Source organism: Candidatus Sodalis endolongispinus, from assembly GCF_018777395.1.
In the GTDB taxonomy this organism is placed as follows: domain Bacteria; phylum Pseudomonadota; class Gammaproteobacteria; order Enterobacterales; family Enterobacteriaceae; genus Sodalis_B; species Sodalis_B endolongispinus.
This window is the reverse complement of sequence record NZ_JAFJYC010000001.1, coordinates 1,432,956-1,459,115: the sequence shown is the minus strand read 5'-3', so window position 1 is coordinate 1,459,115 and position 26,160 is coordinate 1,432,956. Positions and strand designations below refer to the sequence as shown.

Annotated in this window: 15 protein-coding genes, 1 tRNA gene, 3 rRNA genes and 4 pseudogenes; 15 read left to right on the top strand and 8 right to left on the bottom strand. The window is 55.8% G+C overall.

Annotation, left to right across the window (positions count from 1 at the left end; genetic code table 11):
• Positions 1 to 63 precede the first annotated feature (63 nt).
• Complete coding sequence (gene fabR, locus JZM24_RS07085) at positions 64 to 708, top strand: HTH-type transcriptional repressor FabR (protein ID WP_074012463.1); 645 nt, start codon at positions 64 to 66, stop codon at positions 706 to 708.
• 3 nt (positions 709 to 711) lie between these two features.
• Positions 712 to 1,089 carry a YijD family membrane protein gene (locus JZM24_RS07080; RefSeq protein WP_215669155.1) on the top strand — a complete coding sequence of 126 codons (378 nt, stop codon included), beginning with the start codon at positions 712 to 714 and terminating at the stop codon, positions 1,087 to 1,089.
• A 28-nt stretch (positions 1,090 to 1,117) separates the two neighbouring features.
• On the opposite strand, the gene trmA is transcribed toward JZM24_RS07080, so the two are convergent.
• Positions 1,118 to 2,230 carry a tRNA (uridine(54)-C5)-methyltransferase TrmA gene (gene trmA, locus JZM24_RS07075; RefSeq protein WP_215669154.1) on the bottom strand — a complete coding sequence of 371 codons (1,113 nt, stop codon included), beginning with the start codon at positions 2,228 to 2,230 and terminating at the stop codon, positions 1,118 to 1,120.
• Between the two features lie 249 nt (positions 2,231 to 2,479).
• Here trmA and btuB point away from each other — a divergent pair.
• From btuB to rrf, 6 genes and pseudogenes are all read left to right on the top strand, one after another.
• Positions 2,480 to 4,367 (top strand): annotated as a pseudogene (gene btuB / locus JZM24_RS07070) (TonB-dependent vitamin B12 receptor BtuB).
• Positions 4,312 to 5,184 (top strand): glutamate racemase, encoded by an 873-nt coding sequence (murI, locus tag JZM24_RS07065; protein ID WP_215669153.1) that lies wholly within the window; start codon positions 4,312 to 4,314, stop codon positions 5,182 to 5,184. Before btuB ends, murI begins: the two are co-directional and overlap by 56 nt.
• Positions 5,185 to 5,820: 636 nt before the next feature.
• Positions 5,821 to 7,362, top strand: a 16S ribosomal RNA gene (locus JZM24_RS07060).
• Between the two features lie 219 nt (positions 7,363 to 7,581).
• A tRNA-Glu gene (locus tag JZM24_RS07055) sits at positions 7,582 to 7,657 on the top strand.
• A 392-nt stretch (positions 7,658 to 8,049) separates the two neighbouring features.
• Positions 8,050 to 11,054 (top strand): 23S ribosomal RNA (locus JZM24_RS07050).
• A gap of 180 nt (positions 11,055 to 11,234) precedes the next feature.
• Positions 11,235 to 11,350: ribosomal RNA gene (gene rrf / locus JZM24_RS07045) — 5S ribosomal RNA — on the top strand.
• Together the 16S, 23S and 5S rRNA genes with 1 tRNA gene alongside form the textbook arrangement of a ribosomal RNA operon.
• 363 nt (positions 11,351 to 11,713) lie before the next feature.
• Here the strand turns inward: rrf and mobB are convergent.
• Both mobB and mobA read right to left on the bottom strand, forming a co-directional pair.
• Positions 11,714 to 12,208, bottom strand: a complete 495-nt coding sequence (mobB, locus tag JZM24_RS07040; RefSeq protein WP_376775517.1) for a molybdopterin-guanine dinucleotide biosynthesis protein MobB — start codon at positions 12,206 to 12,208, stop codon at positions 11,714 to 11,716.
• 16 nt (positions 12,209 to 12,224) lie between these two features.
• Positions 12,225 to 12,813, bottom strand: a pseudogene (mobA, locus tag JZM24_RS07035) (molybdenum cofactor guanylyltransferase MobA).
• Between the two features lie 144 nt (positions 12,814 to 12,957).
• Here mobA and JZM24_RS07030 point away from each other — a divergent pair.
• From JZM24_RS07030 to spfP, 5 genes are all read left to right on the top strand, one after another.
• Positions 12,958 to 13,212 (top strand): YihD family protein, encoded by a 255-nt coding sequence (locus JZM24_RS07030; protein ID WP_215669151.1) that lies wholly within the window; start codon positions 12,958 to 12,960, stop codon positions 13,210 to 13,212.
• Between the two features lie 94 nt (positions 13,213 to 13,306).
• Positions 13,307 to 14,293: a serine/threonine protein kinase gene (locus tag JZM24_RS07025; RefSeq protein WP_215670041.1), complete on the top strand. Its 987-nt coding sequence runs from the start codon at positions 13,307 to 13,309 to the stop codon at positions 14,291 to 14,293.
• Positions 14,294 to 14,334: 41 nt separating this feature from the next.
• Entirely contained in the window at positions 14,335 to 14,958 is a 624-nt protein-coding gene (gene dsbA / locus JZM24_RS07020) for a thiol:disulfide interchange protein DsbA (protein ID WP_215669150.1), read from the top strand.
• Positions 14,959 to 15,365: 407 nt separating this feature from the next.
• On the top strand, positions 15,366 to 18,152 hold the full coding sequence (polA, locus tag JZM24_RS07015) for a DNA polymerase I (RefSeq protein WP_215669149.1): 2,787 nt from the start codon (positions 15,366 to 15,368) through the stop codon (positions 18,150 to 18,152).
• Between the two features lie 164 nt (positions 18,153 to 18,316).
• Entirely contained in the window at positions 18,317 to 18,364 is a 48-nt protein-coding gene (gene spfP / locus JZM24_RS19985; protein WP_446680066.1) for a small protein SpfP, read from the top strand.
• Between the two features lie 373 nt (positions 18,365 to 18,737).
• Here the strand turns inward: spfP and yihA are convergent, their stop codons facing one another.
• A complete protein-coding gene (gene yihA, locus JZM24_RS07010; protein WP_215670040.1) occupies positions 18,738 to 19,382 on the bottom strand; it encodes a ribosome biogenesis GTP-binding protein YihA/YsxC in 645 nt (214 codons plus the stop codon).
• A gap of 169 nt (positions 19,383 to 19,551) precedes the next feature.
• Between yihA and yihI the strand changes: the two genes are divergently transcribed.
• A complete protein-coding gene (gene yihI / locus JZM24_RS07005) occupies positions 19,552 to 20,094 on the top strand; it encodes a Der GTPase-activating protein YihI (protein WP_215669148.1) in 543 nt (180 codons plus the stop codon).
• A 182-nt stretch (positions 20,095 to 20,276) separates the two neighbouring features.
• A pseudogene (gene hemN, locus JZM24_RS07000) lies at positions 20,277 to 21,625 on the top strand (oxygen-independent coproporphyrinogen III oxidase).
• Between the two features lie 58 nt (positions 21,626 to 21,683).
• Here the strand turns inward: hemN and JZM24_RS06995 are convergent.
• From JZM24_RS06995 to glnA, 4 genes and pseudogenes are all read right to left on the bottom strand, one after another.
• On the bottom strand, positions 21,684 to 21,806 hold the full coding sequence (locus JZM24_RS06995; RefSeq protein ID WP_215669147.1) for a YshB family small membrane protein: 123 nt from the start codon (positions 21,804 to 21,806) through the stop codon (positions 21,684 to 21,686).
• A gap of 105 nt (positions 21,807 to 21,911) precedes the next feature.
• Positions 21,912 to 23,325 (bottom strand): annotated as a pseudogene (gene glnG / locus JZM24_RS06990) (nitrogen regulation protein NR(I)).
• An 8-nt stretch (positions 23,326 to 23,333) separates the two neighbouring features.
• Complete coding sequence (gene glnL / locus JZM24_RS06985; protein ID WP_215669146.1) at positions 23,334 to 24,383, bottom strand: nitrogen regulation protein NR(II); 1,050 nt, start codon at positions 24,381 to 24,383, stop codon at positions 23,334 to 23,336.
• Between the two features lie 139 nt (positions 24,384 to 24,522).
• Positions 24,523 to 25,941 (bottom strand): glutamate--ammonia ligase, encoded by a 1,419-nt coding sequence (gene glnA, locus JZM24_RS06980; protein WP_215669145.1) that lies wholly within the window; start codon positions 25,939 to 25,941, stop codon positions 24,523 to 24,525.
• Between the last annotated feature and the right edge of the window lie 219 nt (positions 25,942 to 26,160).

Genomic DNA, 26,160 nt, shown 5'->3' with positions numbered 1-26,160 from the left:
GCTGTTGCAACAAATTTTGATATAGTTGTTTTTCTACATTAATGGCGAGGCTGGATGGTTTATATGGGCGTCAGAGCGCAACAAAAAGAGCGAACCCGGCGTTCGCTCATTGAGGCGGCCTTCAGCCAGTTGAGCGCTGAACGCAGTTTCGCTAGCCTGAGCCTGCGTGAAGTCGCCCGCCAAGCCGGTATTGCACCCACCTCATTTTACCGCCATTTTCGCGATGTGGATGAGTTGGGCCTCACCATGGTGGACGAAAGCGGCCTGATGTTGCGCCAGCTGATGCGCCAGGCGCGTCAGCGTATCGCCAAGGGTGGCAGCGTGATCCGCACCTCGGTGGCTACGTTTATGGAATTTATTGGTAATAATCCCAACGCTTTCCGCCTGCTGCTGCGTGAACGTTCCGGCACCTCCAGCGCCTTCCGCGCCGCGGTGGCGCGGGAAATCCAGCATTTCATCGCCGAACTGGCCGATTATTTGGAAATCGAGAACCATATGCCGCGCAGTTTTACCGAAGCGCAGGCGGAGGCGATGGTCATCATCGTGTTTAATGCCGGCGCCGAGGCGCTGGATGTCGATCTAGAGCAGCGCCGCCAGCTGGAAGAGCGGCTGGTGCTGCAGCTGCGCATGATTTCCAAAGGGGCTTTTTATTGGTACCGTCGCGAGCAGGAAAAAGCGCTGACCCTTACTGAGAATAATGGCAGGTAACAGATGACCCAACACCCCATTGCAGAGAAAGGCACACTGCTGTTGGCACTGATTGCGGGCTTGTCCCTTAACGGCAGTTTCACCGCGCTTTTTAGCGCCATTGTGCTTTTTTCGTTCTTCCCGCCGATTGCGCTGGCCCTGGCGTTGCACTGCCTGCATCATCGTTATCACCAAAGTGCCATGCCGCCTGGTTATCCGCTGCTGGTGGCGGCGAATTTTCTGCTTGGGCTGTTATTGTACAGCGCGGTTGTCCGCGCCGAATATCCCGCAATCGGCTCCAATTTCGTACCGTCAATTCTGGCGGTGGTGCTGGTGTTGTGGATTGGCCGGCGGCTGAAAATCCTGCGCCGCACGCAAGCGGACGGCGATGAATACGACTGATACCTGATTCAGGCCGGGCGCCGACGGCTCAAACCGCCGTCGCCTTGCGCACCAGCAACACGCCACATTCCATATGGTGGGTGTAGGGGAACTGATCAAACAGCGCCAGCCGCTCGATAGTGTGGGTGTTCGACAGCGTGGCAAGGTTGCGGCACAGAGAATCAGGGTTGCAGGAGATATACAGGATCCGGGGATACGCCTGCACCATGCTGACCGTCGCTTCGTCCAGCCCGCTACGCGGCGGGTCAACGAAAATCGTTTCGCAACGGTAGCTCTGTAAATCAATCGCCTTAAGACGGGTAAACTCCCGCTCTTTGCGCATCGCCTGGGTAAACTCCTCAGCCGACATACGGACTATCTGCACATTATCGATGTGATTTGCGGCGATGTTATAGTGCGCGGCCTCCACCGACGGCTTGGCGATTTCGGTGGCAAGCACCCGGTCGAAGTGACGCGCTAGCGCCAGCGAAAAATTGCCGTTGCCGCAGTAAAGCTCCAGTAAGTCCCCCTGCGCGCCTTCGGTGGCCGCCAGCGCCCATTCCAGCATGTGTATATTGACTCCGGCATTGGGCTGGGTAAAGCTGTTCTCGATTTGCCGGTAAATGAGCGTGCGGCCGGCGACGGTCAAACGCTCGTCGACATAATCGTGATCCAGGCAAATTTTGGTCTTGCTGGCGCGACCGATGAACTGGATGTGATAGCCGCGCGCGCGCAGGGCGTCACGCAGGCCTGCGGCGCACTCGCGCCAGGCGTCGTCCAGCGGCCGGTGATAGATGAGGGTAACCACCGCCTCACCGCTCTGCGTCGTGAGATAGTCTATTTGGAACAGTTTGGCGCGCAACAGGGGTTCCGGGCGTATGGCCGTCATCATTTCGGTCATCAGCACATTGATGAGCGGACTGCCGGGCATGAAATGATCGATGCGGATCCGCGCTTTGGTCTGCGGATCGAACATGATGTGATACAGGTCATCCTCATCATGCCAGACTCGAAATTCGGCGTGCATGCGATAATGCGAGGGTTGTGAGCGGAAAATTTGCGCCTCGGGCGCCTGGAAAGGCAGCATCATCTGCCCCAGACGTTCCGCTTTTTCCGCCAGCTGCTGTTCATACTGTCTAATGGGTAACGTCTCTGGCGTCATGGTCGTTTCCTGCTGGTCGGGCGGTCATTACCGCTTTTGCCCGGGATTGTAGGGAATAAACCGTTAATGTCCAGTTTTGTCGCCTGTCATTGTTTAGGTGCATTTGTTTCCTGGACACGTTTATAACCGGGACGGTAGGATTATTGTTCGGCCAATACATGGCCGGTTTTCCGTCGCCTGCTCAAGGTCCGCCACCGGCGTCCGGTACCTGTCGCCCGCGGCGTCCTGCCAATCGATTGGATGCGAAAGATGTTTAATACAAAAACGACCGTGCTGGTGATGCTCTCCGTCACGGCTTTTTCCGGCTGGGGGCAAGAGACTGGCGCAACGCAGGCCGACGGCGGCAATGCGCTAATAGTCTCCGCGAACCGTTTCCCGCAACCCGTTTCCACGGTACTGGCGCCGGTCAGCGTGGTCACCCGCGACGATATCGACCGCGGGCAGATCAAATCGGTGGCCGAGGCGCTAAGCCGGTTGCCCGGGGTGGACATCGGTCAGAACGGCGGTCTCGGTCAACAAAGCTCGCTGTTTATTCGCGGTACGAACGCCAGCCATGCGCTGGTCTTAATCGACGGCGTGCGCATGAATCAGGCGGGCATTTCCGGCTCATCCGATCTCAGACAGATCCCCATCGCACTGGTACAGCGCATTGAATATATCCGCGGACCGCGCTCGGCGGTCTACGGCTCGGATGCGATTGGCGGTGTGGTCAATATTATTACTACCCGAGAGCAGAACGGCAGCACGCTCAGCGCCGGCATGGGCTCCCACGGTTATCAGACCTATGATGGCGCTACCCGCCAGCAGTTGGGAGAGGATACCACCGCCACTCTGGCGGGTAATTACACCTATACCCGCGGATTCGATGTTCGGGCCAACTTGCCGGATACCTACGGCGATCCGGCACAGCCCGATCGCGATGGTTTTATGAGTAAAACCTTGTACGCCGGGCTGGAACATCGCTTCAACGATCGGTTCGGCGGGTTTGCCCGCACCTATGGTTTCAGCAACCGCAGCGCCTACAACGGTACCTATTCTTATAGCGACTTCAATCACCCGGATGCGCTGCCGGATACCCGCCAGCTCTACAGCCGCACCTGGCTGGGACACCGGCCTGCGCTTTCAGCAGGGGATCTATGCGTCCCAATTGTCTTTCAGCTACAACCATACCAAAGACTACAATTACGATCCTCGCTATGGACCCTATGCGGATTCCGCCACGCTGGATGATTCCCAGCAGTATTATCTGCAATGGGGAAACACGCTGCATATCACCCACGGCACCGCCAGCGCCGGGGTGGATTGGCAGAAGCAAACTACCGAGCCCGGCACCAATTATCTCACTGATGGCTACGAACAGCGCAATACCGGTCTGTATGCCACGGTGCAGCAATTATACGGTCCTGTCACCCTTGAGGGGGCGGCCAGAGAGGACGATAATTCGCAGTTTGGCTGGCACGGTACATGGCAGGGCAGCGCCGCCTGGGAAGTGGTCGAAGGCTATCAACTCCTGTTGTCTTATGGCACCGCGTATAAGGCACCCAATCTCGGCCAGCTTTACAGCGCGTATGGCGGCAATGCGCAGCTCAATCCCGAGCAGAGCAAGCAATGGGAAGGCGGGATTGAAGGCTTGACCGGCCCGCTTGATTGGCGGTTAACGGCCTATCGCAACGATATCGACGATATGATTGCGTGGGATAGCGGCGAGGACGCTTATTACAATATCGGCAAGGCGCGCATTGAAGGGATGGAATGGACCGGCTCGTTTACCACCGGGGTGCTGTCCCATCAGGTGACACTGGAATATCTCGATCCGCGTGATGCCAAGACCAACGAAATATTGGCCCGCCGCGCGAAACAGCAGGTGAAATACCAGTTGGACTGGCTGGTGGCCAATATCGATTGGTCACTGAATTACCGTTATTTGGGGCAGAGTTGGGACACTAATTACAACACCAATCAACGCGTACGGTTGGGCGGGGTCAGTCTTTGGGATATTGCGGCGTCATATCCGCTGACAACCCGGTTGACGGTTCGTGGTAGACTGGCCAATGTGTTCGATAAAAATTATGAGACAGCTTATGGCTACCCGACTGCAGGGCGGGAATTCTATCTCACCGGAACCTATGCTTTCTGACGGCAGCGTCGTCAAACGGCCCACCATTCTTGTTTTTGACTCTGGTGTGGGGGGCATGTCGATTTATGATGAAGTCAGGCAAACGTTGCCTAATGCCCATTATTTGTACGTATTTGACAATGAGGCTTTCCCTTATGGGGAGAAACCGGAGCAGTTCATTGTCGACAGGGGCGTCGCCATTGTCGGTGCGATGTGGCAACTGCATAAGATTGATTTGGTCATTGTTGCCTGCAATACCGCCAGCACCATTTCCCTGCAGGCGCTGCGTGAGTGTTTCCCCTGCCCGATTATCGGCGTGGTACCGGCGATCAAACCGGCGGCCCGACTCACCCGTAATGGTATCGTCGGGTTGCTGGCGACCCGCGCAACCGTACAGCGCAGCTACACCCACGATCTCATTAATCAATACGCCGGCGATTGCCAAATCCTGCAGTTGGGGACGGCCGAACTGGTGGATATGGCGGAAGCCAAACTGCACGGCGAAATGGTGCCGCTGCCGGTGTTGCGCAAACTTCTGCGCCCCTGGTTGAGGGCAGCGGAGCCGCCTGACACGGTTGTGCTGGGCTGTACCCACTTCCCTTTGTTGAGCCAAGAGTTACAGGCGGTACTGCCGGAAGGCACCCGTCTGGTCGATTCCGGTTCGGCCATTGCTCGCCGCGCGGCCTGGCTGGTGGAGCATGATATGGATGTGAGCAGCCTGCAGGGCGAAACGGGACCGAATAAAGCCTATTGCCTTGCCACCACACCGCAGGCGGTAGCGTTGATGCCGGCACTGACGCGCTATGGTTTCGGCTCATTGGGAAAGCTTACGCTTTAATCACCCCCGATGCTGCTATCTCGCCGCGCGTCATTGCCTTTCCTTTCGCGAGTCCGATGTCAGTCGACCGTGGCATTGCCCCGGCGGCGGAAAATGATGGCCGGCGAGCAATTTGGGAATATGCGAACAAGGGAATAATGGAATGACGCAATAGGGTGATAAGGGAATATGGTGATAAAGGAATAAGGGCATAAGGGCATAAGGTTCTTTAGCGCATCGGCATCGGACTCGACTGAAAACCAACGTCAGACCGTTAATCGGGCCATGGAAATTAGGCGCTTCGTTTAATTTATCGCCACTCGGCGCAAAAGTTGTAATTAGCACTTGTCACCGGCCGTCCAGGCCCTATAATGCGCCTCTGCTGACCGGGAACAGTCGCTGCGGCGCACCGGCTCAGCCAGAGGCAGGCAGCCCGCTACGGGAGAATAAAAGCTTGACTCTGTAAGAGGAAGGCGTAATATACGCCGCCCGCGCCGGTCGAGAAAACAGCCTCCCGGCACTGCTCTTTAACAATTTATCAGACAATCTGTGTGGGCACTCACAAGACGATATCGATACACGAAATATCGAGTCTTGAAGAGTGAACAACGAATATTCTTATGAATACCGGTTTTAATTCTTTGAGCATCAAGCTTTTAATTGAAGAGTTTGATCATGGCTCAGATTGAACGCTGGCGGCAGGCCTAACACATGCAAGTCGAGCGGCAGCGGGAAGAAGCTTGCTTCTTTGCCGGCGAGCGGCGGACGGGTGAGTAATGTCTGGGGATCTGCCCGATGGCGGGGGATAACTACTGGAAACGGTAGCTAATACCGCATAACGTCGCAAGACCAAAGTGGGGGACCTTCGGGCCTCACACCATCGGATGAACCCAGATGGGATTAGCTAGTAGGTGGGGTAATGGCTCACCTAGGCGACGATCCCTAGCTGGTCTGAGAGGATGACCAGCCACACTGGAACTGAGACACGGTCCAGACTCCTACGGGAGGCAGCAGTGGGGAATATTGCACAATGGGGGAAACCCTGATGCAGCCATGCCGCGTGTGTGAAGAAGGCCTTCGGGTTGTAAAGCACTTTCAGCGGGGAGGAAGGCGGTGGCGTTAATAGCGCTATCGATTGACGTTACCCGCAGAAGAAGCACCGGCTAACTCCGTGCCAGCAGCCGCGGTAATACGGAGGGTGCAAGCGTTAATCGGAATTACTGGGCGTAAAGCGTACGCAGGCGGTCTGTTAAGTCAGATGTGAAATCCCCGGGCTTAACCTGTGAACTGCATTTGAAACTGGCAGGCTAGAGTCTCGTAGAGGGGGGTAGAATTCCAGGTGTAGCGGTGAAATGCGTAGAGATCTGGAGGAATACCGGTGGCGAAGGCGGCCCCCTGGACGAAGACTGACGCTCAGGTACGAAAGCGTGGGGAGCAAACAGGATTAGATACCCTGGTAGTCTACGCTGTAAACGATGTCGATTTGAAGGTTGTGGCCTTGAGCCGTGGCTTTCGGAGCTAACGCGTTAAATCGACCGCCTGGGGAGTACGGCCGCAAGGTTAAAACTCAAATGAATTGACGGGGGCCCGCACAAGCGGTGGAGCATGTGGTTTAATTCGATGCAACGCGAAGAACCTTACCTACTCTTGACATCCAGAGAACTAAGCAGAGATGCTTTGGTGCCTTCGGGAACTCTGAGACAGGTGCTGCATGGCTGTCGTCAGCTCGTGTTGTGAAATGTTGGGTTAAGTCCCGCAACGAGCGCAACCCTTATCCTTTGTTGCCAGCGATTCGGTCGGGAACTCAAAGGAGACTGCCGGTGATAAACCGGAGGAAGGTGGGGATGACGTCAAGTCATCATGGCCCTTACGAGTAGGGCTACACACGTGCTACAATGGCGCATACAAAGAGAAGCGATCTCGCGAGAGTCAGCGGACCTCATAAAGTGCGTCGTAGTCCGGATTGGAGTCTGCAACTCGACTCCATGAAGTCGGAATCGCTAGTAATCGTGGATCAGAATGCCACGGTGAATACGTTCCCGGGCCTTGTACACACCGCCCGTCACACCATGGGAGTGGGTTGCAAAAGAAGTAGGTAGCTTAACCTTCGGGAGGGCGCTTACCACTTTGTGATTCATGACTGGGGTGAAGTCGTAACAAGGTAACAGTAGGGGAACCTGCGGTTGGATCACCTCCTTATCAAAACGATACGTTAAGTGACGTGTCCACACAGATTGTCTGATAACTGTCACGAGCAAAGCAGCCCGTCGGCGGCTTTTTCCTGTTCGCCTGGCGAACGGGGGTAAAGCTATCGGCGGCTGGGCGACGACGTTAACGGCGCTTTTGCGGTCAGGGTTACCTGACTTAAAGCGGTCTCTGCCGCGTAAAAGTCATGCGATACGTTGCCCGCGTTTTCGTGTCCCCTTCGTCTAGTGGCCTAGGACACTGCCCTTTCACGGCGGTAACAGGGGTTCGAACCCCCTAGGGGACGCCACTTTGCTTTTTATTTCAGAGCGCGTTTATCAAGCGAGCTGCGAAATACCGCTCTTTAACAATCCGGAACAAGCTGAAAATTTGAAACACATGCTGAAGTGCAAACTCAGTATGCGAGTCTCTCAAACGAAGTAAGCAAACCTGAGATAACGCGTAAGCGTTATCACTGTAGCGCGACAGGCACTGTTGTCTCCGCGCGGTCTTCGCAGACTACGCCGGGTCTCGCCTGTATGGCGATACTCGAGCGAGACGGCGCGAACGGCTGAAAGCCCAGGCGCACGGCACGCAGGCACCGCGGTGGACTGTATGTCCATGAGGATGCCGAGTACCGCGCAACGCCGGATTTCGGTCGTGCAGCCTGTCGGACAAGGTGCAGACAGCTCAGGGTTGTGAGGTTAAGTGACTAAGCGTACACGGTGGATGCCTAGGCAGTCAGAGGCGATGAAGGACGTGCTAATCTGCGAAAAGCGCCGGTGAGCTGATATGAAGCGTTATCAGCCGGCGATGTCCGAATGGGGAAACCCGGTGCAATTCGTTGCATCATCGTTAAGTGAATCCATAGCTTAACGAGGCGAACCAGGGGAACTGAAACATCTCAGTACCCTGAGGAAAAGAAATCAACCGAGATTCCCCCAGTAGCGGCGAGCGAACGGGGAACAGCCCAGAGCCATCATCAGCTTGCGCATCAGGAGAACGGTCTGGAAAGTCCGGCGACAGAGGGTGATAGCCCCGTATCCGAAGGTGCGCTTGTTGTGAGCTCGATGAGTAGGGCGGGACACGTGATATCCTGTCTGAAGATGGGGGGACCATCCTCCAAGGCTAAATACTCCTGACTGACCGATAGTGAACCAGTACCGTGAGGGAAAGGCGAAAAGAACCCCGGCGAGGGGAGTGAAATAGAACCTGAAACCGTGTACGTACAAGCAGTGGGAGCATCCTTTGGGGTGTGACTGCGTACCTTTTGTATAATGGGTCAGCGACTTATATTCTGTAGCAAGGTTAACCGTATAGGGGAGCCGCAGGGAAACCGAGTCTTAACTGGGCGTCTAGTTGCAGGGTATAGACCCGAAACCCGGTGATCTAGCCATGGGCAGGTTGAAGGTTGGGTAACACTAACTGGAGGACCGAACCGACTAATGTTGAAAAATTAGCGGATGACTTGTGGCTGGGGGTGAAAGGCCAATCAAACCGGGAGATAGCTGGTTCTCCCCGAAAGCTATTTAGGTAGCGCCTCGTGAAGTCATCTACGGGGGTAGAGCACTGTTTCGGCTAGGGGTCCATCCCGGATTACCAACCCGATGCAAACTGCAAATACCGTAGAATGTTATCACGGGAGACACACGGCGGGTGCTAACGTCCGTCGTGAAGAGGGAAACAACCCAGACCGCCAGCTAAGGTCCCAAATTCATGGTTAAGTGGGAAACGATGTGGGAAGGCCCAGACAGCCAGGATGTTGGCTTAGAAGCAGCCATCATTTAAAGAAAGCGTAATAGCTCACTGGTCGAGTCGGCCTGCGCGGAAGATGTAACGGGGCTAAACCATGCACCGAAGCTGCGGCAGCGGACGTATCACTTAAAACGCTTCACGCGACGGCGAGCCGGCGCGTGCAAGCCACATTCCCGTTGAGTCGGCGACAGCCGGACACGGGCCAGGCGTTTTAAGGATACGTCCGTTGGGTAGGGGAGCGTTCTGTAAGCCTGCGAAGGTGGCCTGTGATGGCTGCTGGAGGTATCAGAAGTGCGAATGCTGACATAAGTAACGATAAAGCGGGTGAAAAGCCCGCTCGCCGGAAGACCAAGGGTTCCTGTTCAACGTTAATCGGAGCAGGGTGAGTCGACCCCTAAGGCAAGGCCGAAAGGCGTAGTCGATGGGAAACAGGTTAATATTCCTGTACTGGGTGTGACTGCGAAGGGGGGACGGAGAAAGCTAGGTTCGCCGGGCGACGGTTGTCCCGGTTCAAGCGTGCAGGTGGAAAGAGCAGGCAAATCCGCTCTTTCATAACACTGAGGCGTAATGACGAGCCACCACGGTGGTGAAGGAATTGATGCTACGCTTCCAGGAAAAGCCTCTAAGCTCCAGGTCACATCGAATCGTACCCCAAACCGACACAGGTGGTCAGGTAGAGAATACCCAGGCGCTTGAGAGAACTCGGGTGAAGGAACTAGGCAAAATGGTGCCGTAACTTCGGGAGAAGGCACGCTGTCACGTAGGTGGAGGGCCTTGCGCCCCGAGCTGAAGCCAGTCGCAGATACCAGCTGGCTGCAACTGTTTATTAAAAACACAGCACTGTGCAAACACGAAAGTGGACGTATACGGTGTGACGCCTGCCCGGTGCCGGAAGGTTAATTGATGGGGTTATCCGTAAGGAGAAGCTCTTGATCGAAGCCCCGGTAAACGGCGGCCGTAACTATAACGGTCCTAAGGTAGCGAAATTCCTTGTCGGGTAAGTTCCGACCTGCACGAATGGCGTAATGATGGCCAGGCTGTCTCCACCCGAGACTCAGTGAAATTGAACTCGCCGTGAAGATGCGGTGTACCCGCGGCAAGACGGAAAGACCCCGTGAACCTTTACTATAGCTTGACACTGAACATTGAGCCTTGATGTGTAGGATAGGTGGGAGGCTTTGAAGTGTGGACGCCAGTCTGCATGGAGCCAACCTTGAAATACCACCCTTTAATGTTTGATGTTCTCACTCAGGCCCGTTATCCGGGCCGAGGACAGTGTCTGGTGGGTAGTTTGACTGGGGCGGTCTCCTCCCAAAGTGTAACGGAGGAGCACGAAGGTTAGCTAATCACGGTCGGACATCGTGAGGTTAGTGCAAAGGCATAAGCTAGCTTGACTGCGAGAGTGACGGCTCGAGCAGGTGCGAAAGCAGGTCTTAGTGATCCGGTGGTTCTGCATGGAAGGGCCATCGCTCAACGGATAAAAGGTACTCCGGGGATAACAGGCTGATACCGCCCAAGAGTTCATATCGACGGCGGTGTTTGGCACCTCGATGTCGGCTCATCACATCCTGGGGCTGAAGTAGGTCCCAAGGGTATGGCTGTTCGCCATTTAAAGTGGTACGCGAGCTGGGTTTAGAACGTCGTGAGACAGTTCGGTCCCTATCTGCCGTGGGCGCTGGAAGATTGAGAGGGGCTGCTCCTAGTACGAGAGGACCGGAGTGGACGCACCACTGGTGTTCGGGTTGTCATGCCAATGGCATTGCCCGGTAGCTACGTGCGGAAAAGATAACCGCTGAAAGCATCTAAGTGGGAAACTTGCCTCGAGATGAGTCTTCCCTGAGGCCTTGAGCCTCCTGAAGGGACGTTGAAGACGATGACGTTGATAGGTCGGGTGTGTAAGCGCTGCGAGACGTTGAGCTAACCGATACTAATGACCCGTGAGACTTAACCTTACAACACCTGAGCTGTTTGAGAGCGTGTGCGAGACGAGAGCGAAAGCGAACGTTGACGTCAAAAACGCAAGAGACGAGACGATATCAGCGATGTTCCGGATAATGCCCGACGGTCACGCAAGTGATGGTCGGGCGGCAAGAGCAGTCTGTGCGGCGGGAGCGGCACGGAGAGAGAATTTGCCTGGCGGCACTAGCGCGGTGGTCCCACCTGACCCCATGCAGAACTCAGAAGTGAAACGCCGTAGCGCCGATGGTAGTGTGGGGTCTCCCCATGCGAGAGTAGGGAGCTGCCAGGCATCCAATACGTCGCACCGGGTCAGCACGGGGTGACAAGCAGGTTCAACGAGCCCTCTGCGTCAGCAGGGGCTTTTTGTTTTTGTGGGCCACGGCGGGCCGGCGCCGCAACAGGCAGTGCGCCCGCTGGTCGACAAGCGACAGACAAGCGAATAGCGCACCAACACTGCAATTGAGGCGCAACAAACGGGGCAGCCGGCCGCGATAGGATCCCTCGGTTGATGAGCGTTACAAGGGGGAAGGCGCAGCCAAAAACGTCGCGACACGAACGATACTCAGGGCGACAGGGACACAGAGCCGCTCAATCAATAAGCGGCAACGTAGCACAGGTGCCGGTTGGCTGACACGATAACGCGTATACAGGCTTAGGCGTGTGCGAGCCAATCGACGATAAAGCGAGCAATATCGGCGGGTTGATTAATATCCAGCTGCGGTAGCGCGCTGTCCAGCCGCACATTGCTGGCTATCGCTATAACATGGCTGTCGATCAGCGTGCGCCAATCCTGACCGGTAGCAGAACGATGGAGAGCGATCTTATTGACCGACTCATGCTTGAAGCCCTCCACCAGAATCAGATCGAGCAGCGATGGATCCATTTGTTCGGCCAGCCACGCCAAGGAAGGCATCTGCGCCGGCACGTTTTCAGTCATCAACGCCCAGCGCGTTGAACTCGCCACCATCGTCTGCCGCGCACCGGCCTTGCGTAACATATAGCTGTCTTTGCTGGGCGTATCCACATCCATTTTATGATGGGTATGCTTGATGATACCGACGCGCAGACCGTATTGGTCAAGCAGCGGGATGAGCTGCTGAAAAAGGGTGGTTTTACCGGTGCCGCTATAAGCGGCAACGGCCAGCAAGGGAAGGGGGAAAGGCTCATGGCAGCAGTCCGTGTGTCCACAGGGCAAGATCCTGCGGCGTATTAAGATTCATGAAATAAGGTGGGGAAACGTTAAACACTACCCGCTTTGACGGGACAGCAGAGAGAAAAAGTCTTACCCGCCGCCCCCGCGTTGCAAAAACGCTTCCAGATCCGGTGCCAAAGAGCGATGCAGTAGCGTAAACGTGGGATGGTCATGGCTGTCATCACAGGCAAAAGCCGCCGGGGCCTGCTGTCGATTCGCCCACAGCCGCGCCACCAAATCCTGCGGAAACACCGGCACATCACAAGGGACAAACGCAACCCACTCGCTACCGGCAAGGTTTAAACCTGTCAGCATCCCGGCCAACGGCCCGGCAAAACCGGGAAAGGTATCCGCTACCACACCCGTAAGCCACTTTGCCGATATATGATCTCGTGACGATTGCCGTTAATCATCAGCGAAGCGACCTGCGGCGCGAGGCGATCGTCCACGTAACGGTATAATGTCTTGTGATTGATTTGCAGCAGACCCTTATCTTCACCGCCCATTCGCGTCGAGAGTCCACCCGCCAGGATCACGACGGTAATGCCGTTGGTTGTCATGGCTCTCTTCAGGATGAAATTCTATGACGTAGGGATTACTCTTCATATTAGGATACAATGTTTTAGCGAATGCAGGATAATGCTGTTTATCCCCGTTCGCGAATCTTGCTACAGTACTGTCAGACGATAACTAAGGAATGTGTTATGAAATGCCATCGCGTTAATGAATTAGTGGAGTTGTTGCACCCCGCCTGGCAACAAGAGCCTGATCTTAACCTGGTACAATTTCTGCAAAAGCTGGCGCAGGAGGCTGGTTATCAGGGTGATCTGAACGGCCTGACCGATGATATCATGATCTATCATTTAAAAATGCGCGGCAGCGATAAAACGGCCGCTATTCCTGGCCTGGCGAAAGATTATGAAGAAGACTTCAAAACGGCCATCTTGCGCGCCCGCTGAATTATTAAGGAGTAAGCCGAGTTGATGAGACTCTTTATGCGTGGGTCGCACCGGGCCGTCATTTTTTTCTAACGATTACATGTTGCAACGGCAGATTATGAGCACAGGATTCAATTTCCAGGCATTAATGCCCGATTTGATCATGGACGCCCTGCAACAGACGGGGATCGTCGTTGATTCTGGCTTAACCGCTCTGAACAGCTATGAAAATCGCGTCTATCAGTTTCTGGACGAAGACAAACAGCGCTATGTGGTGAAATTTTATCGCCCCGAGCGCTGGAGTGCCGAGCAAATTCTGGAAGAGCACCAGCTGGCGCATGAGCTCGCGGCAGCCGAAATACCGGTGGTGGCGCCGCTTGTTATTCATAATGCGACGCTACACCACTATCTTGGCTATTATTTTTCCCTGTTTCCCAGCGTTGGCGGCCGTGCCTTCGAGCAGGATAACGATGAGCAGCTGGAATGGGTAGGGCGCTTTCTCGGCCGTATTCACCGACACAACGGCAGTCGCTGCTTTAGTGTGCGACCCACCATGGGATTGGAAGAATATCTGACGCAGCCGCGTCGCGAGCTGGAAAATAGCACTCTGATTGCTGTCCGGCAGAAAGCGATATTTTTACAAGCCTGTGATCAGTTGATAGCGCAGGTGCATGCGGTGTGGAACACCGATTGGCGGCCGCTGCGTCTGCATGGCTATTTGCACGCCGGTAATATATTGTGGCGTGACGGTCCGACATTTGTTGATCTGGACGATGCCCGCAATGGTCCGGCCATCCAGGATTTCTGGATGCTGCTTAACGGCGATCGCCGCGACAGACTGTATCAGCTGTCGCTGCTGCTGGACGCCTATGCTGAATTTATGGACTTCGATTCCCGGGAATTGGTCCTGATTGAGCCGCTACGGGCAATGCGGATGATCCATTATCTCGCCTGGGTTAGCCGTCGCTGGGACGACCCGGCGTTTCCGCGCAGTTTTCCGTGGATGGTTGAAGGAGAATTCTGGTCGCAACAAACCGCGCTATTTATTGAACAGGCGGCGCTATTGCAACAGCCGCCGTTGCAGCTGATGCCGGTATATTGATTGTTTTAAGCCTAAGTTATTCATTTGGAGAGACACTATTTATGAAAAAAATATGGTTTGCGTTGGTGGGTATCGCGTTGGCGTTCAGTGCATCGGCCGCGCAATTCACTGAAGGTCAGCAATATGTCCAACTCGACAAGCCGGTGACCAGTGAACCCCAAGTGCTGGAATTTTTCTCGTTTTATTGTTCGCATTGTTATCAATTCGAGCAGGTTTATCACATCTCCAGCACGGTGAGAAAAGCGCTGCAGGCCGGCACCAAAATAACCAAATACCATGTGGATTTTCTGGGGCCAATGGGCAAACAGCTGACTCAGGCCTGGGCGGTAGCCATGGCGCTGGGCGTGGAAGATAAAGTCAGTCCGCTGCTGTTTGATGGTCTGCAAAAAACGCAAACCCTACAAACGCCGGACGATATCCGCGCGGCGTTTGTCAAAGCGGGCGTTAGCGCACAAGAGTATGATTCCGCCTGGAACAGTTTTGTCGTGAAATCGCTGGTCGTGCAGCAGGAAAAAGCGGCCACCGACCTGCAGTTGCGCGGCGTGCCGGCGATGTTTGTCAACGGCAAATATATGGTGAAAAACGATGGGCTGGATATGTCGTCTATGGACGCTTATACCAAACAATTCGCCGATGTCGTGAAATTTCTACTTAGCCAAAAGTAATATCGCCGGCGGGTGAATGACGCGAAATGCCGGCGTTGTCATTTCTGGCGATGTGCTAAACAGCAAGTATCTCCTTAATCTGTCGAAGGATAATGCTGATGCCCGTAACGGGTCATAGCAGGTTTATATCCACAATGGCAATACCCTTGGGATGTTATTTGCTATTGTCAGGTTAATATATTAATTACTTGATAATAAAGGTTTTTTGTCTAGCGATCTCGTGAATATCGCGCCTGTCAATAAAAACTATATTTTTTACTCACAAAGTTATCCACAGCATGATCCTGCGGATCTGGCCGCATTCCCGGTATTTTTATCGCCCTTATGCTACGCTAACCATCGTCTCCGTCTGCCGGCTGTGGCATGCTACCCCTTATGTTTGCTGACTAAAAAGAACGAAATACGCTATGGTCCAAATCGCAGAAAACCCGATTATTTTGGTGGATGGTTCCTCTTATCTTTACCGCGCCTATCACGCCTTTCCACCGCTGACCAATAGCGCGGGGGAACCTACCGGGGCGATGTACGGCGTATTGAATATGCTCAAAAGCCTGCTGGTGCAGTACCGGCCAAGCCATGTGGCGGTGGTGTTTGACGCCAAGGGCAAGACATTCCGAGATGAGTTGTTCGAGCATTACAAATCCCACCGGCCGCCCATGCCGGACGACTTGCGCAGCCAGATAGGGCCGCTGCATGATATGGTCAAAGCAATGGGTCTGCCGCTGCTGGCCGTCAGCGGCGTCGAGGCCGATGACGTTATCGGGACGCTGGCGCTGTCGGCGGCGCGCGACGGCCGGGATGTGCTGATAAGTACCGGCGACAAGGACATGGCGCAGCTGGTGTCGCCCAAAATTACCCTGATTAATACCATGTCCAACACCATCCTCGGCCCGGAGGAGGTGCAGTTGAAATTTTGCGTGCCACCTGAGCTCATCATTGATTATCTGGCGCTGATGGGCGACAGTTCCGATAACATTCCGGGCGTGCCGGGGGTGGGTGAGAAAACCGCGCAGGCGCTATTGCAAGGACTGGGCGGGCTGGAAAGCTTGTATCAACAGCTTGATAGCGTCAGTACCCTGAGCTTTCGCGGCGCTAAAACTATGGCCGCCAAGCTTGAGCAGCACCGTGAGGTGGCTTTTCTTTCCTACCAGCTGGCGACCATTAAAACCGATGTAGCGCTGGATTTGCCCTATGACCGGTTAACGGTGGAAGAGCCCGAGGCCGAAGCGCTGATGCTGTTGTTTCAGCGTTATGAATTCAAACGCTGGCTGAGCGATTTGGAAGCGGGTAAATGGCTACAGGGACGCAAAAGTGCCGTTGCCGCGCCGTCGCCGTTTACCGCGCCCCGTCCGGCGGCGGCCGAGGAGCCGACCGAGGCGTTGTCGAAAGACGGCTATGTGATTATCGACACTATGGCGACCCTGGAGACGTGGATCACTGCCATCCGCCGCGCCGGGGTATTCGCCTTTGATACCGAAACCGACGGGCTGGACACGCTTACCGCCAATCTGGTAGGGCTGTGTTTTGCCGTTAAACCGGTTGAGGCCGCCTATTTGCCGCTGGGGCACGATTATCTGGATGCGCCGGACCAGCTTGACCGCGCGGCGGTATTGGCGGCGCTGAAACCGGTGCTCCAAGATCCCACCATTGGCAAAATTGGCCAGAATCTCAAATTCGATCGCGGGGTTATGAAACGATACGATATCGAGCTGACCGGCATCGCGTTCGATACCATGCTGGAATCTTACGTGCTGGACAGCGTCGCCGGCCGCCACGATATGGACAGCCTGGCCGAGCGTTTTTTACAGCACACCACCGTGAGCTTTGAAGAAATAGCGGGCAAAGGCCGCAATCAGTTGACATTTAATCAGATAGCAATGGAGCAGGCCGCACCTTACGCCGCTGAAGACGCTGACGTGACGCTGCGTCTGCACCAAAAGCTGTGGCCACGCATTGAGCATGCACCGGCGCTAAAGAAGGTGTTTACGGAAATCGAAATGCCGCTGGTGCCGGTCCTGTCGCGCATTGAGCGCACCGGCGTGCTTATCGATGAAACTATCCTCGCCGCACATTCGGTGGAACTGGCCAAACGCCTGGAACAGCTGGAAGGGGAAGCGCACCAACTGGCGGAAGAACCGTTTAATATTTCTTCTACCAAACAGCTGCAGGCGATTTTGTACGATAAGCAGAAATTGCCGGTGCTGAAGAAAACCCCCGGAGGTGCCCCTTCAACCAATGAAGAAGTGCTGGCAGAGCTGGCGCTGGACTATCCGCTGCCGAAGCTGATTTTAGAATATCGTGGCCTGGCCAAGCTTAAATCCACCTACACCGATAAGCTGCCACATATGATTAACACGCTGTCGAAGCGGGTCCATACTTCTTATCATCAGGCTGTCACCGCCACCGGGCGGCTGTCCTCCAGCGACCCGAACCTGCAAAATATTCCCGTGCGCAACGATGAGGGCCGGCGCATCCGGCAGGCGTTTATCGCGCCGCCGGACGCGCTTATCGTGGCGGCGGACTATTCACAGATTGAGCTGCGCATTATGGCGCATCTCTCGCGCGCCGCCGGATTACTTAACGCCTTTGCCGCCGGCAAGGATATTCACCGCGCCACTGCCGCCGAAGTCTTCGGTATGCCGCTGGAAAAGGTGACCCAGGATCAGCGCCGCAGCGCCAAGGCGATCAACTTTGGCCTGATTTACGGCATGAGCGCTTTCGGTCTGGCGCGGCAGCTGTCGGTGCCGCGATCGGAAGCGCAGAAATACATGAATCTTTATTTCGAGCGGTACCCCGGCGTACTGGAATATATGGAACGCACCCGCAGGCAGGCCAGCGATCAGGGTTATGTCGAAACCCTGGACGGCCGCCGGCTGTATTTACCGGATATCCACTCGCGCAACGGCATGCGTAAAAAAGGCGCGGAGCGCGCCGCCATTAACGCCCCGATGCAGGGCACCGCCGCTGATATTATCAAGCGGGCGATGATTGCGATTGATGGCTGGCTGCAGCAGGAAGCGCCACCGGTCCGCATGATTATGCAGGTACACGATGAACTAGTATTTGAGGTGCGGCGCGATGCGGTAGAGAGCGCCAAAGAGCGGATTAAGGCGCTGATGGAAGGCTGTTTTACGCTGGATGTTCCGCTGCAGGTGGACGTGGGTGTCGGTGAAAACTGGGATCAAGCTCACTAAGCGGCGAATGAATAAGCACTTTTTATAATTAAGCTACATTAAAGTGTGATGTATTCCCACAATAAGCATTCCTTATACCTAAAAAGGTGAAAGTAAACTACAAAAAATTCTTTTGCCCCATCAAAAAATAGGGTAAAGTTATCGGCGTAGGGTACAGAGGTAGGATGTTCTATCTTTCAGGCCTTTTACTTCGCGTAATCGGTTTTGGCTAAGTATTAGCCGCCCCGGTCATTTAATGGCTGGGGCGTTTTTTATTGGGCGCTGATAAATCGGTTCAGGGTTATCATTGTCGTCATCGTCATCACCAACGTCGTAGCGGTGGGCTGTACTCTCAAAACGATGGCTGCGATCCCCCGATCCAAGGGCGTTAGTGGCGGCGTCTCCTGATACAACCAGTGCGGCGGGTGCCAATACGTCCCATCGCCCAGTTTAGGCCATGATATCGCGGGCAAGGAGGTTAACAGGGCTCTTGCCGCGTTGAAACCGCAGGGCTTGAGTCATGGTCATCAGGCCGTAACGCCGCGGTAGGGGGCTTAATGGCGCCAGCATCACCGCCCGGCCGTGACGCCAGGCGAGTCTTGTGCCTTACTCTGCTTCCGGGGAGGCTTGTGGCGCTAACGCCGGCGGGATGGCGGCAAACCAGTCGTCCAATTTATGCCGCAGCGTATCCACCCCCTGTTTTTTTAGCGATGAGAAGATTTCAACCTGAACATCGCCCATAAAAGCCAGCGCCGCTTCGCGCACTTGATTCAGCTGCGCCTTACGTGCGCCGGAAGCCAGCTTATCGGCTTTGGTGAGCAGGACTAGCACCGGGATATTGACATCGACCGCCCATTGCACCATTTGCTGGTCAAGATCTTTCATCGGGTGGCGAATATCCATTAACACCACCAGACACTTGAGGCTGTCGCGCATTTGCAGATATTCGCCCAAGGCGCGTTGCCACTTGAGTTTCAGCTCTTCCGGCACTTGGGCATAGCCGTAGCCGGGCAGATCGACCAGCCGGATGCCGGGTTCCACCTCAAACAGGTTGATAAGCTGGGTGCGTCCGGGGGTTTTACTGGTCCTGGCCAGGCTTTTCTTATTGGTCAGGGTATTAAGCGCGCTGGATTTCCCGGCGTTAGAGCGCCCGGCGAAAGCGATTTCAATTCCGCTGTCCACCGGCAAATGGCGGATATCCGGCGCGCTGGTGACGAAATGGGTCAGCTGATAGTTATAGGATTTGGCCAACGGTATCCTCTCTTTGTCGATGGCATATTCACGGCAATTATACCGGTTATGGCCCGGGATGCGTTTTTTATCTTCGTCCGCGGGCGCAGTCACCTTTTTTCTTGCGCGGCTTTCTGATAGATTCCGCCGCAACGGTAGACGTTATTACCCTTACCCAAGAGAAAACATCATGAATCCATCAGCACGGGGCATCCGCGGCAAGCCCGGCGACGCGCGCAAGAAGAAGCAGCGTAAAAGCCGCGAAGAGTTGAATATCGAAGGGCGCGAACGTAAGCGGCAGAAAAAACGCCGCGGTCTGGCTGCCGGCTCGCGCAGTCAGGGCGGCGGCGGCGAGACCGTGCGCCAGACTACCCGTGCGCCGCAGGATAGCCGTATCGGCAGCAAAAAGCCGGTGGCGCTGACGGTGGAGGGCGCGGTGGCGCCACGCAAAGCCCCCTCAGGCGCACCGCCGCTGCAAAAGCCGCAGGAAACGGCCGAACAGGAGCTAGCACATCTGGAGAATGACGAGCGTCTGGATGGGTTGCTACAGCGCCTTGAGCAGGATGAAACCCTTTCCACCGCCGAGAAACGCTATGTGGACCAGGCGCTTGATCGTATCGATGAGCTGATGACCGAACTGGGAATTGAGCTTATTGACGATGAGGAACAGCCGGCGCAGCAAGAAGACATGCTGCCGCTGCTCAAACGCGGCTACGATAAAGACAGTTTCTAACCCTTGCAGACATTAACGCTACTGCTCGCGCTATTGTTAACCTGTTATCTTGTGTGGTTATCGGGTAAACTATGGCGCCTCTCGCGACGCAAGGCGAGGCTGCAGGCGGCGCGCGCTACGCTACGCCGACCCGTCCCACCTGTCAGACGGCGCCGTCGACGCCCTCTGGTAAGGAGTAAACCGTGAAATCACTGCCAGCAATCGAATGGGATTCGGCCCTCATTCAGAAATATAACCACGCTGGGCCGCGCTATACCTCCTATCCCACCGCGCTGGAGTTCAGCGAAAATTACGATGATACAGCGTTTGCCGCTGCGGCGAGCCGTTACCCCGAACGGCCGCTGTCGCTGTATGTTCACATCCACTTCTGTCAAAAGCTGTGCTATTTCTGCGGCTGCAATAAGATAGTCACGCGTCATAGCGAAAAAGTCGATGAGTATCTCGACACGCTGGCGCGAGAAATCAGCGCGCGATCGCCGCTGTTCGCCGACAGAAGGGTCACACAAATGCACTGGGGCGGCGGTACGCCGACTTTTTTATCGGTGGCGCAGATGGCGCTGCTGCGGGAAAACTTCGCGTTTGACGCCGACGCCGAGCTGTCGATTGAAATCGATCCGCGGTAGATCCCGCTGGAGCTGATTGATGATTTGCAGCGCCAGGGGTTCAATCGTATCAGCGTCGGCGTGCAGGATTTTAATGACGAGGTGCAGCATCTTATCAACCGCGAGCAAGACGAGGCGCTGATTTTTGGCCTGATTGAGCGCGCCACCCGTCTGGGGTTTCGCTCGACCAACATCGATTTGATTTACGGCCTGCCGCGTCAGACGCTGGATCGCCTCGCTTACACACTGCAGCGGGTTATTGCGTTGGGTCCGCAGCGCTTAAGCGTGTTTAACTATGCCCATATGCCAACGTTGTTTGCCGCACAACGTAAGTTAAAGGACGCGGATTTGCCCGACGCCGCGCAAAAACTGGCACTGTTACAGTACAGTATTGCAACCCTTACCGGTGCGGGTTATCAGTTCATCGGCATGGACCATTTCGCCCGGCCGGATGATGAACTGGCGCTGGCCCAGCGGGAGGGACGGCTGCACCGCAATTTTCAGGGCTATACCACTCAAGGCGGCTGCGACCTGTTGGGTCTTGGTCTGTCGGGCGATCATTATGCGCAAAATCAGAAAGTCATGCGTAGCTACCGCGACGCCGTCAACCGGCAAGGTAACGGTCTGTGGCGCGGCGTGGCGCTTAGCCGCGACGATTGCCTGCGTCGGGATGTCATCAAAGCGCTGATTTGCCAGTTCCGCCTCGATTATCATGTCATCGAAACGGCTTACGGCATTCGCTTTACCGATTACTTTGCCGAGGATTTGGCGCAAATGGCGCCGCTGGTGGAGGACGGGCTGGTGACGATGAGCGCCGGCGCATTGGAAATAACGCCCGGGGCCGCTTGCTGGTGCGCAATATCTGCATGTGTTTCGATGCCTATCTGCGCGCCAGCCAGCGTCAACGTCAGTTTTCCCGGGTGATATAAATCGCCCCTTTCCACCGTGAGACAGAAAGGAGCGTGATGAGGGTGGCAGGACGGCCGCTCACTTCAGTGAATTGATGAGCGTGGCGCACATAACTGCCGCCAGCGCCGTCTGTGGGGCGTGCCCCGCAGCGGCGACCGCGTCCAACCCATGCGTCACGAAATTCATCAGGGTCTGCAACATGGCTTGTCTCCCTTTGTGCACAGAAATAATACTGAGCCGGCCGGCAATGTAAACTGTTTATACGCCATTTTTATTGCCGGCACACGCTGTGCGGGGCAGTAGTGGTCACTCCATTCCCAGCTCTTTCAATTTGCGCGTAAGCGTGTTGCGGCCCCAACCGAGTAAACGGGCGGCCTCCTGCTTATGGCCCTGGGTATGACGCAACGCGGTGGTCAGCAGGGTGCGCTCCATCTCCGGCTGTGCCTCCGACAGCAAATTTTGATGACCGGAGCGCAACGCGCGATCGGCCCACTGTGCCAGCAAGGTGGCCCAGCTGTCCGGCAGCGATTGCACGACATTATCGGGCGCGGTGGTTTCAAATAGCTCCGGCGGCAGATCCTGAATCAACACCTCCTGTCCGGCGGCCATCACCGTCAGCCAGCGGCAGGTGTTTTCCAAATTGGCGCACGTTTCCCGGCCAGGGCAGGCGGGTCATCGCGGTTTCGGTCTCCGGGTGCAGATTTTTCGGCTCCACCCCCAGCTCCCTGGCCGCTACCTGCAGGAAATACCGCGACAGGCGGGGAATATCTTCCCGGCGCTCGCATAGCGGCGGCAGATGCACGCGTATAACGTTCAGACGATGGAATAAATCCTCACGAAAACGGCCTTCCTGCACGCGCAGTTCCAGGTTCTGGTGGGTGGCGGCGATAATGCGCACATCCACCTTAACCGGCGCATAACCGCCGACGCGGTAGAATTGGCCGTCCGCCAGCACGCGCAACAGACGGGTTTGCACATCCAGCGGCATATCGCCGATTTCGTCCAAAAATAGCGTGCCGCCGTCGGCCTGCTCGAAACGGCCCTGACGGATTTGATTGGCGCCGGTGAACGCCCATTTTTCGTGGCCGAACAACTCCGACTCAATCAGATCCTTTGGAATCGCTGCCATATTCAGCGCGATAAACGGCGCCTTGGCGCGCGGGCTATGGCGATGCAGGGCGTGCGCCACCAGTTCTTTACCGGTGCCGGATTCGCCGTTGATAAGCACGCTAATAGACGAGCGCGACAGCCGGCCGATAATACGGAATACGTCCTGCATCGCCGGCGCTTCGCCAATGATATCGGCGGTAGGGCCGCTGGCGGGCTGACTGCGAGGCGGCTGCTGCTGCTCCAAGTAGTGGCTGACCGCGCGCTCCACCAAAGCAACCGCCTCGTCAATATCGAAGGGTTTCGGTAAATAGTCGAACGCCCCTTGCTGGTAAGCGCTGACTGCGGCATCCAAATCTGAATGAGCGGTCATGATGATGACCGGCAGCATCGGATGACGCTGTTTGATTTGCTTGAGCAATGCCAGCCCATCCATGCCGGGTATGCGAATATCGGATAATAATACGTCCGGCGTTTGGGTGGCGAGCGCGTCCAGCACCTGGCTGCCACCTTCAAAGGTGGTGCAGGTCAACCCGGCTCCAGTGAGTGCGCGTTCAAGCACCCAGCGGATGGAGCTATCGTCGTCGACGATCCAGACTATCACTCGTTGCATACAGAACCTCACTGGCGAATAGGCAGGTAGACCGAAAACTCAGTATGTCCCGGCCAACTGTTAAATTCAATCTTTCCTGAATTCTGATCGATCAGACTGCGGGCGATGGAGAGGCCGAGGCCGGTTCCCCCTTCGCGGCCGCTGACCATGGGATAAAACAGCGTATCCTGCAATTGCGCCGGGATCCCTGGGCCGTCGTCCTCGATATCAATGCGCGCCACCAGCCGGTAGCGCACCCCGTGCAGCGTCAGCTGGAAAGCGGTACGCGTTCTGAGGGTAATGGTGCCGCCCTCCTCGCCCAGCGCCTGCAGCGAATTGCGGGTGATGTTCAGCAAGACCTGTTCCATCTGATCCGGATCATGGGTCAACTCCGGCAGGCTGGGATCATAATCCCGCACCAGCGTGACATTGTCCGGCATCTCAAGCGACACCAGCTTGAATACCCTTTCGCAGACCTGATGAATACTTTGCGTCACATGCATACCGGGCTGCTGTGGGCCCAATAAGCGGTCGACCAGATTGCGCAACCGATCGGCCTGTTCGATGATCACCTTGGTGTATTCCGTCAACGCCGGGTCCGGCAGTGCTTTGGCCAGCAGCTGCGCAGCGCCGCGCAGGCCGCCAAGGGGATTTTTAATCTCATGGGCAAGGCCGCGCACCAAATTCCGCGCGGCAACCTGCTGTGCATGCTGCAGCTGTTCCTGGCTGAGTCGGCGCTGATTATCCATCGGCGCCAGCTCCATCAGGATAGTCTCTTCCGGCAGCAGCTGCGCGGTCAGCGATAGGATATGCGCCCTGCCGTCCACCACCAGCGTCACTTCGTTATCGGTAAACCCCTGTCCTGCGTCCAGACTTTCGCGCATCAGCTCGACATTCAGGGAAAAATAGCCCAGCAATTCCGGCAGCGGGGTGCCGAACAGCTTACGTGAGCTTTGCGCCAGTAATTGCTGTGCGGCCGGGTTGGCGTAATGCACCGCCAGATCGTTATCCAGCAGCAGGATACTGGTGATTAATGAATTAAGGATCTGCCCAGCTTCGGGCAGTGTGCCGGTTGCCATTTAGCAGTCTCCCGCACTCTGTTAGTGCAAAGCGCTTGATTGTCGGTGATGGCGCATGGCATCGCGCCAGGTTTGGTGGAGAAAAAAGCCCATCCGAAGATGGGCTGAAAGTTTCCACGGCAACAAAAAACTCGGGCGATTAAACGCTGTAATACAGCTCGAACTCCACCGGGTGCGGCGTCATGCGTACGCGGTCGTTCTCTTCCGTGCGCAGCGTGATATAGGCATCGATGGTGTCGTCGGTGAATACGCCACCGCGGGTCAGGAACTCGCGATCCGCATCCAGGGCGTTCAATGCTTCCTCAAGGGAGCCGGCCACGGTTGGGATTTCGCTGGCTTCTTCCGCCGGCAGATCGTAGAGGTTCTTATCCATGGCGTCGCCGGGATGGATTTTGTTGATAATGCCGTCCAGGCCGGCCATCAACAAAGCGGAGAACGCCAGGTACAGGTTGGCGGCCGGATCCGGGAAGCGCACCTCGATACGGCGTGCTTTCGGGCTGGCGACCACCGGAATACGGATGGAAGCGGAGCGGTTACGGGCGGAGTAAGCCAGCATGACCGGTGCTTCGTAACCCGGGACCAAACGCTTGTAAGAGTTGGTGGTCGGGTTGGTCAGCGCATTGATGGCTTTTGCATGCTTGATAACGCCGCCGATGTAGAACAGCGCCGCTTCAGACAGGCCGCCGTACTTGTCGCCGGAGAACAGGTTGTTGCCGTCTTTGGTCAAGGACATATGGCAGTGCATACCGGAGCCGTTATCGCCAAAAATCGGTTTCGGCATGAAGGTCGCGGTTTTGCCGAATGCATGGGCAACGTTATGAACGACGTATTTGTAAATCTGGATTTCGTCGGCTTTTTTAGTCAGGGTATTGAAGCGGGTGGCCACTTCGTTCTGGCCGGCGGTTGCCACTTCGTGGTGATGCGCTTCCACGACCAGGCCCATTTCCGCCATGGTCAAACACATGGTAGAACGCAGATCCTGCGAGGAATCGACCGGCGGAACCGGGAAATAGCCGCCCTTCACGCCCGGACGGTGTCCTTTGTTGCCGCCTTCGTAAGCTTTACCGGTGTTCCAGGCGGCTTCGATATCGTCGATAGCCACATGCGAACCGGAGATAGAGGTGCCGAATCGAATGTCGTCGAACAAGAAGAATTCGGGCTCCGGTCCAAACAGGACCTGATCGGCGATGCCGGAGGACTTCAGGAAGTCTTCCGCACGTTTGGCGATGGAGCGCGGATCGCGATCGTAACCCTGCATGGTAGCCGGCTCAAGAATGTCGCAGCGGATGATAAGCGTCGAGTCTTCATAGAACGGATCCATCACGGCGGAGGATGCGTCTGGCATCAGCACCATGTCGGACTCATTGATGCCTTTCCAGCCGCCGATAGAGGAGCCGTCGAACATTTTGCCTTCTTCAAAGAAGTCATTGACGTCTTCTTTGCTGACCGGCGCAGGGATCGTAACGTGCTGCTCTTTACCTTTGGTATCGGTGAAACGTAAGTCGATGAATTTTACTTCATGTTCTTTAAGCATCGACATGACTTGTTCAACGGACATAACTCATATTCTCCCGGATGTTGCTTGTTGTCGTCGTGGAACGAACGCCTATGGATTGGATTTTCTACCTTATAAGGTCTATAGCTAAAACTGTGCCAACATTGTCAAACCGGCGCGGAACGCATCGCTGCGGACTTTTGCGGCGGGGCGCGCTGCACCAGATTGGCCGGATTGAACCATAGTAGTGCATTTAGCGGCAGGCTGGGCACTATTTTGGTG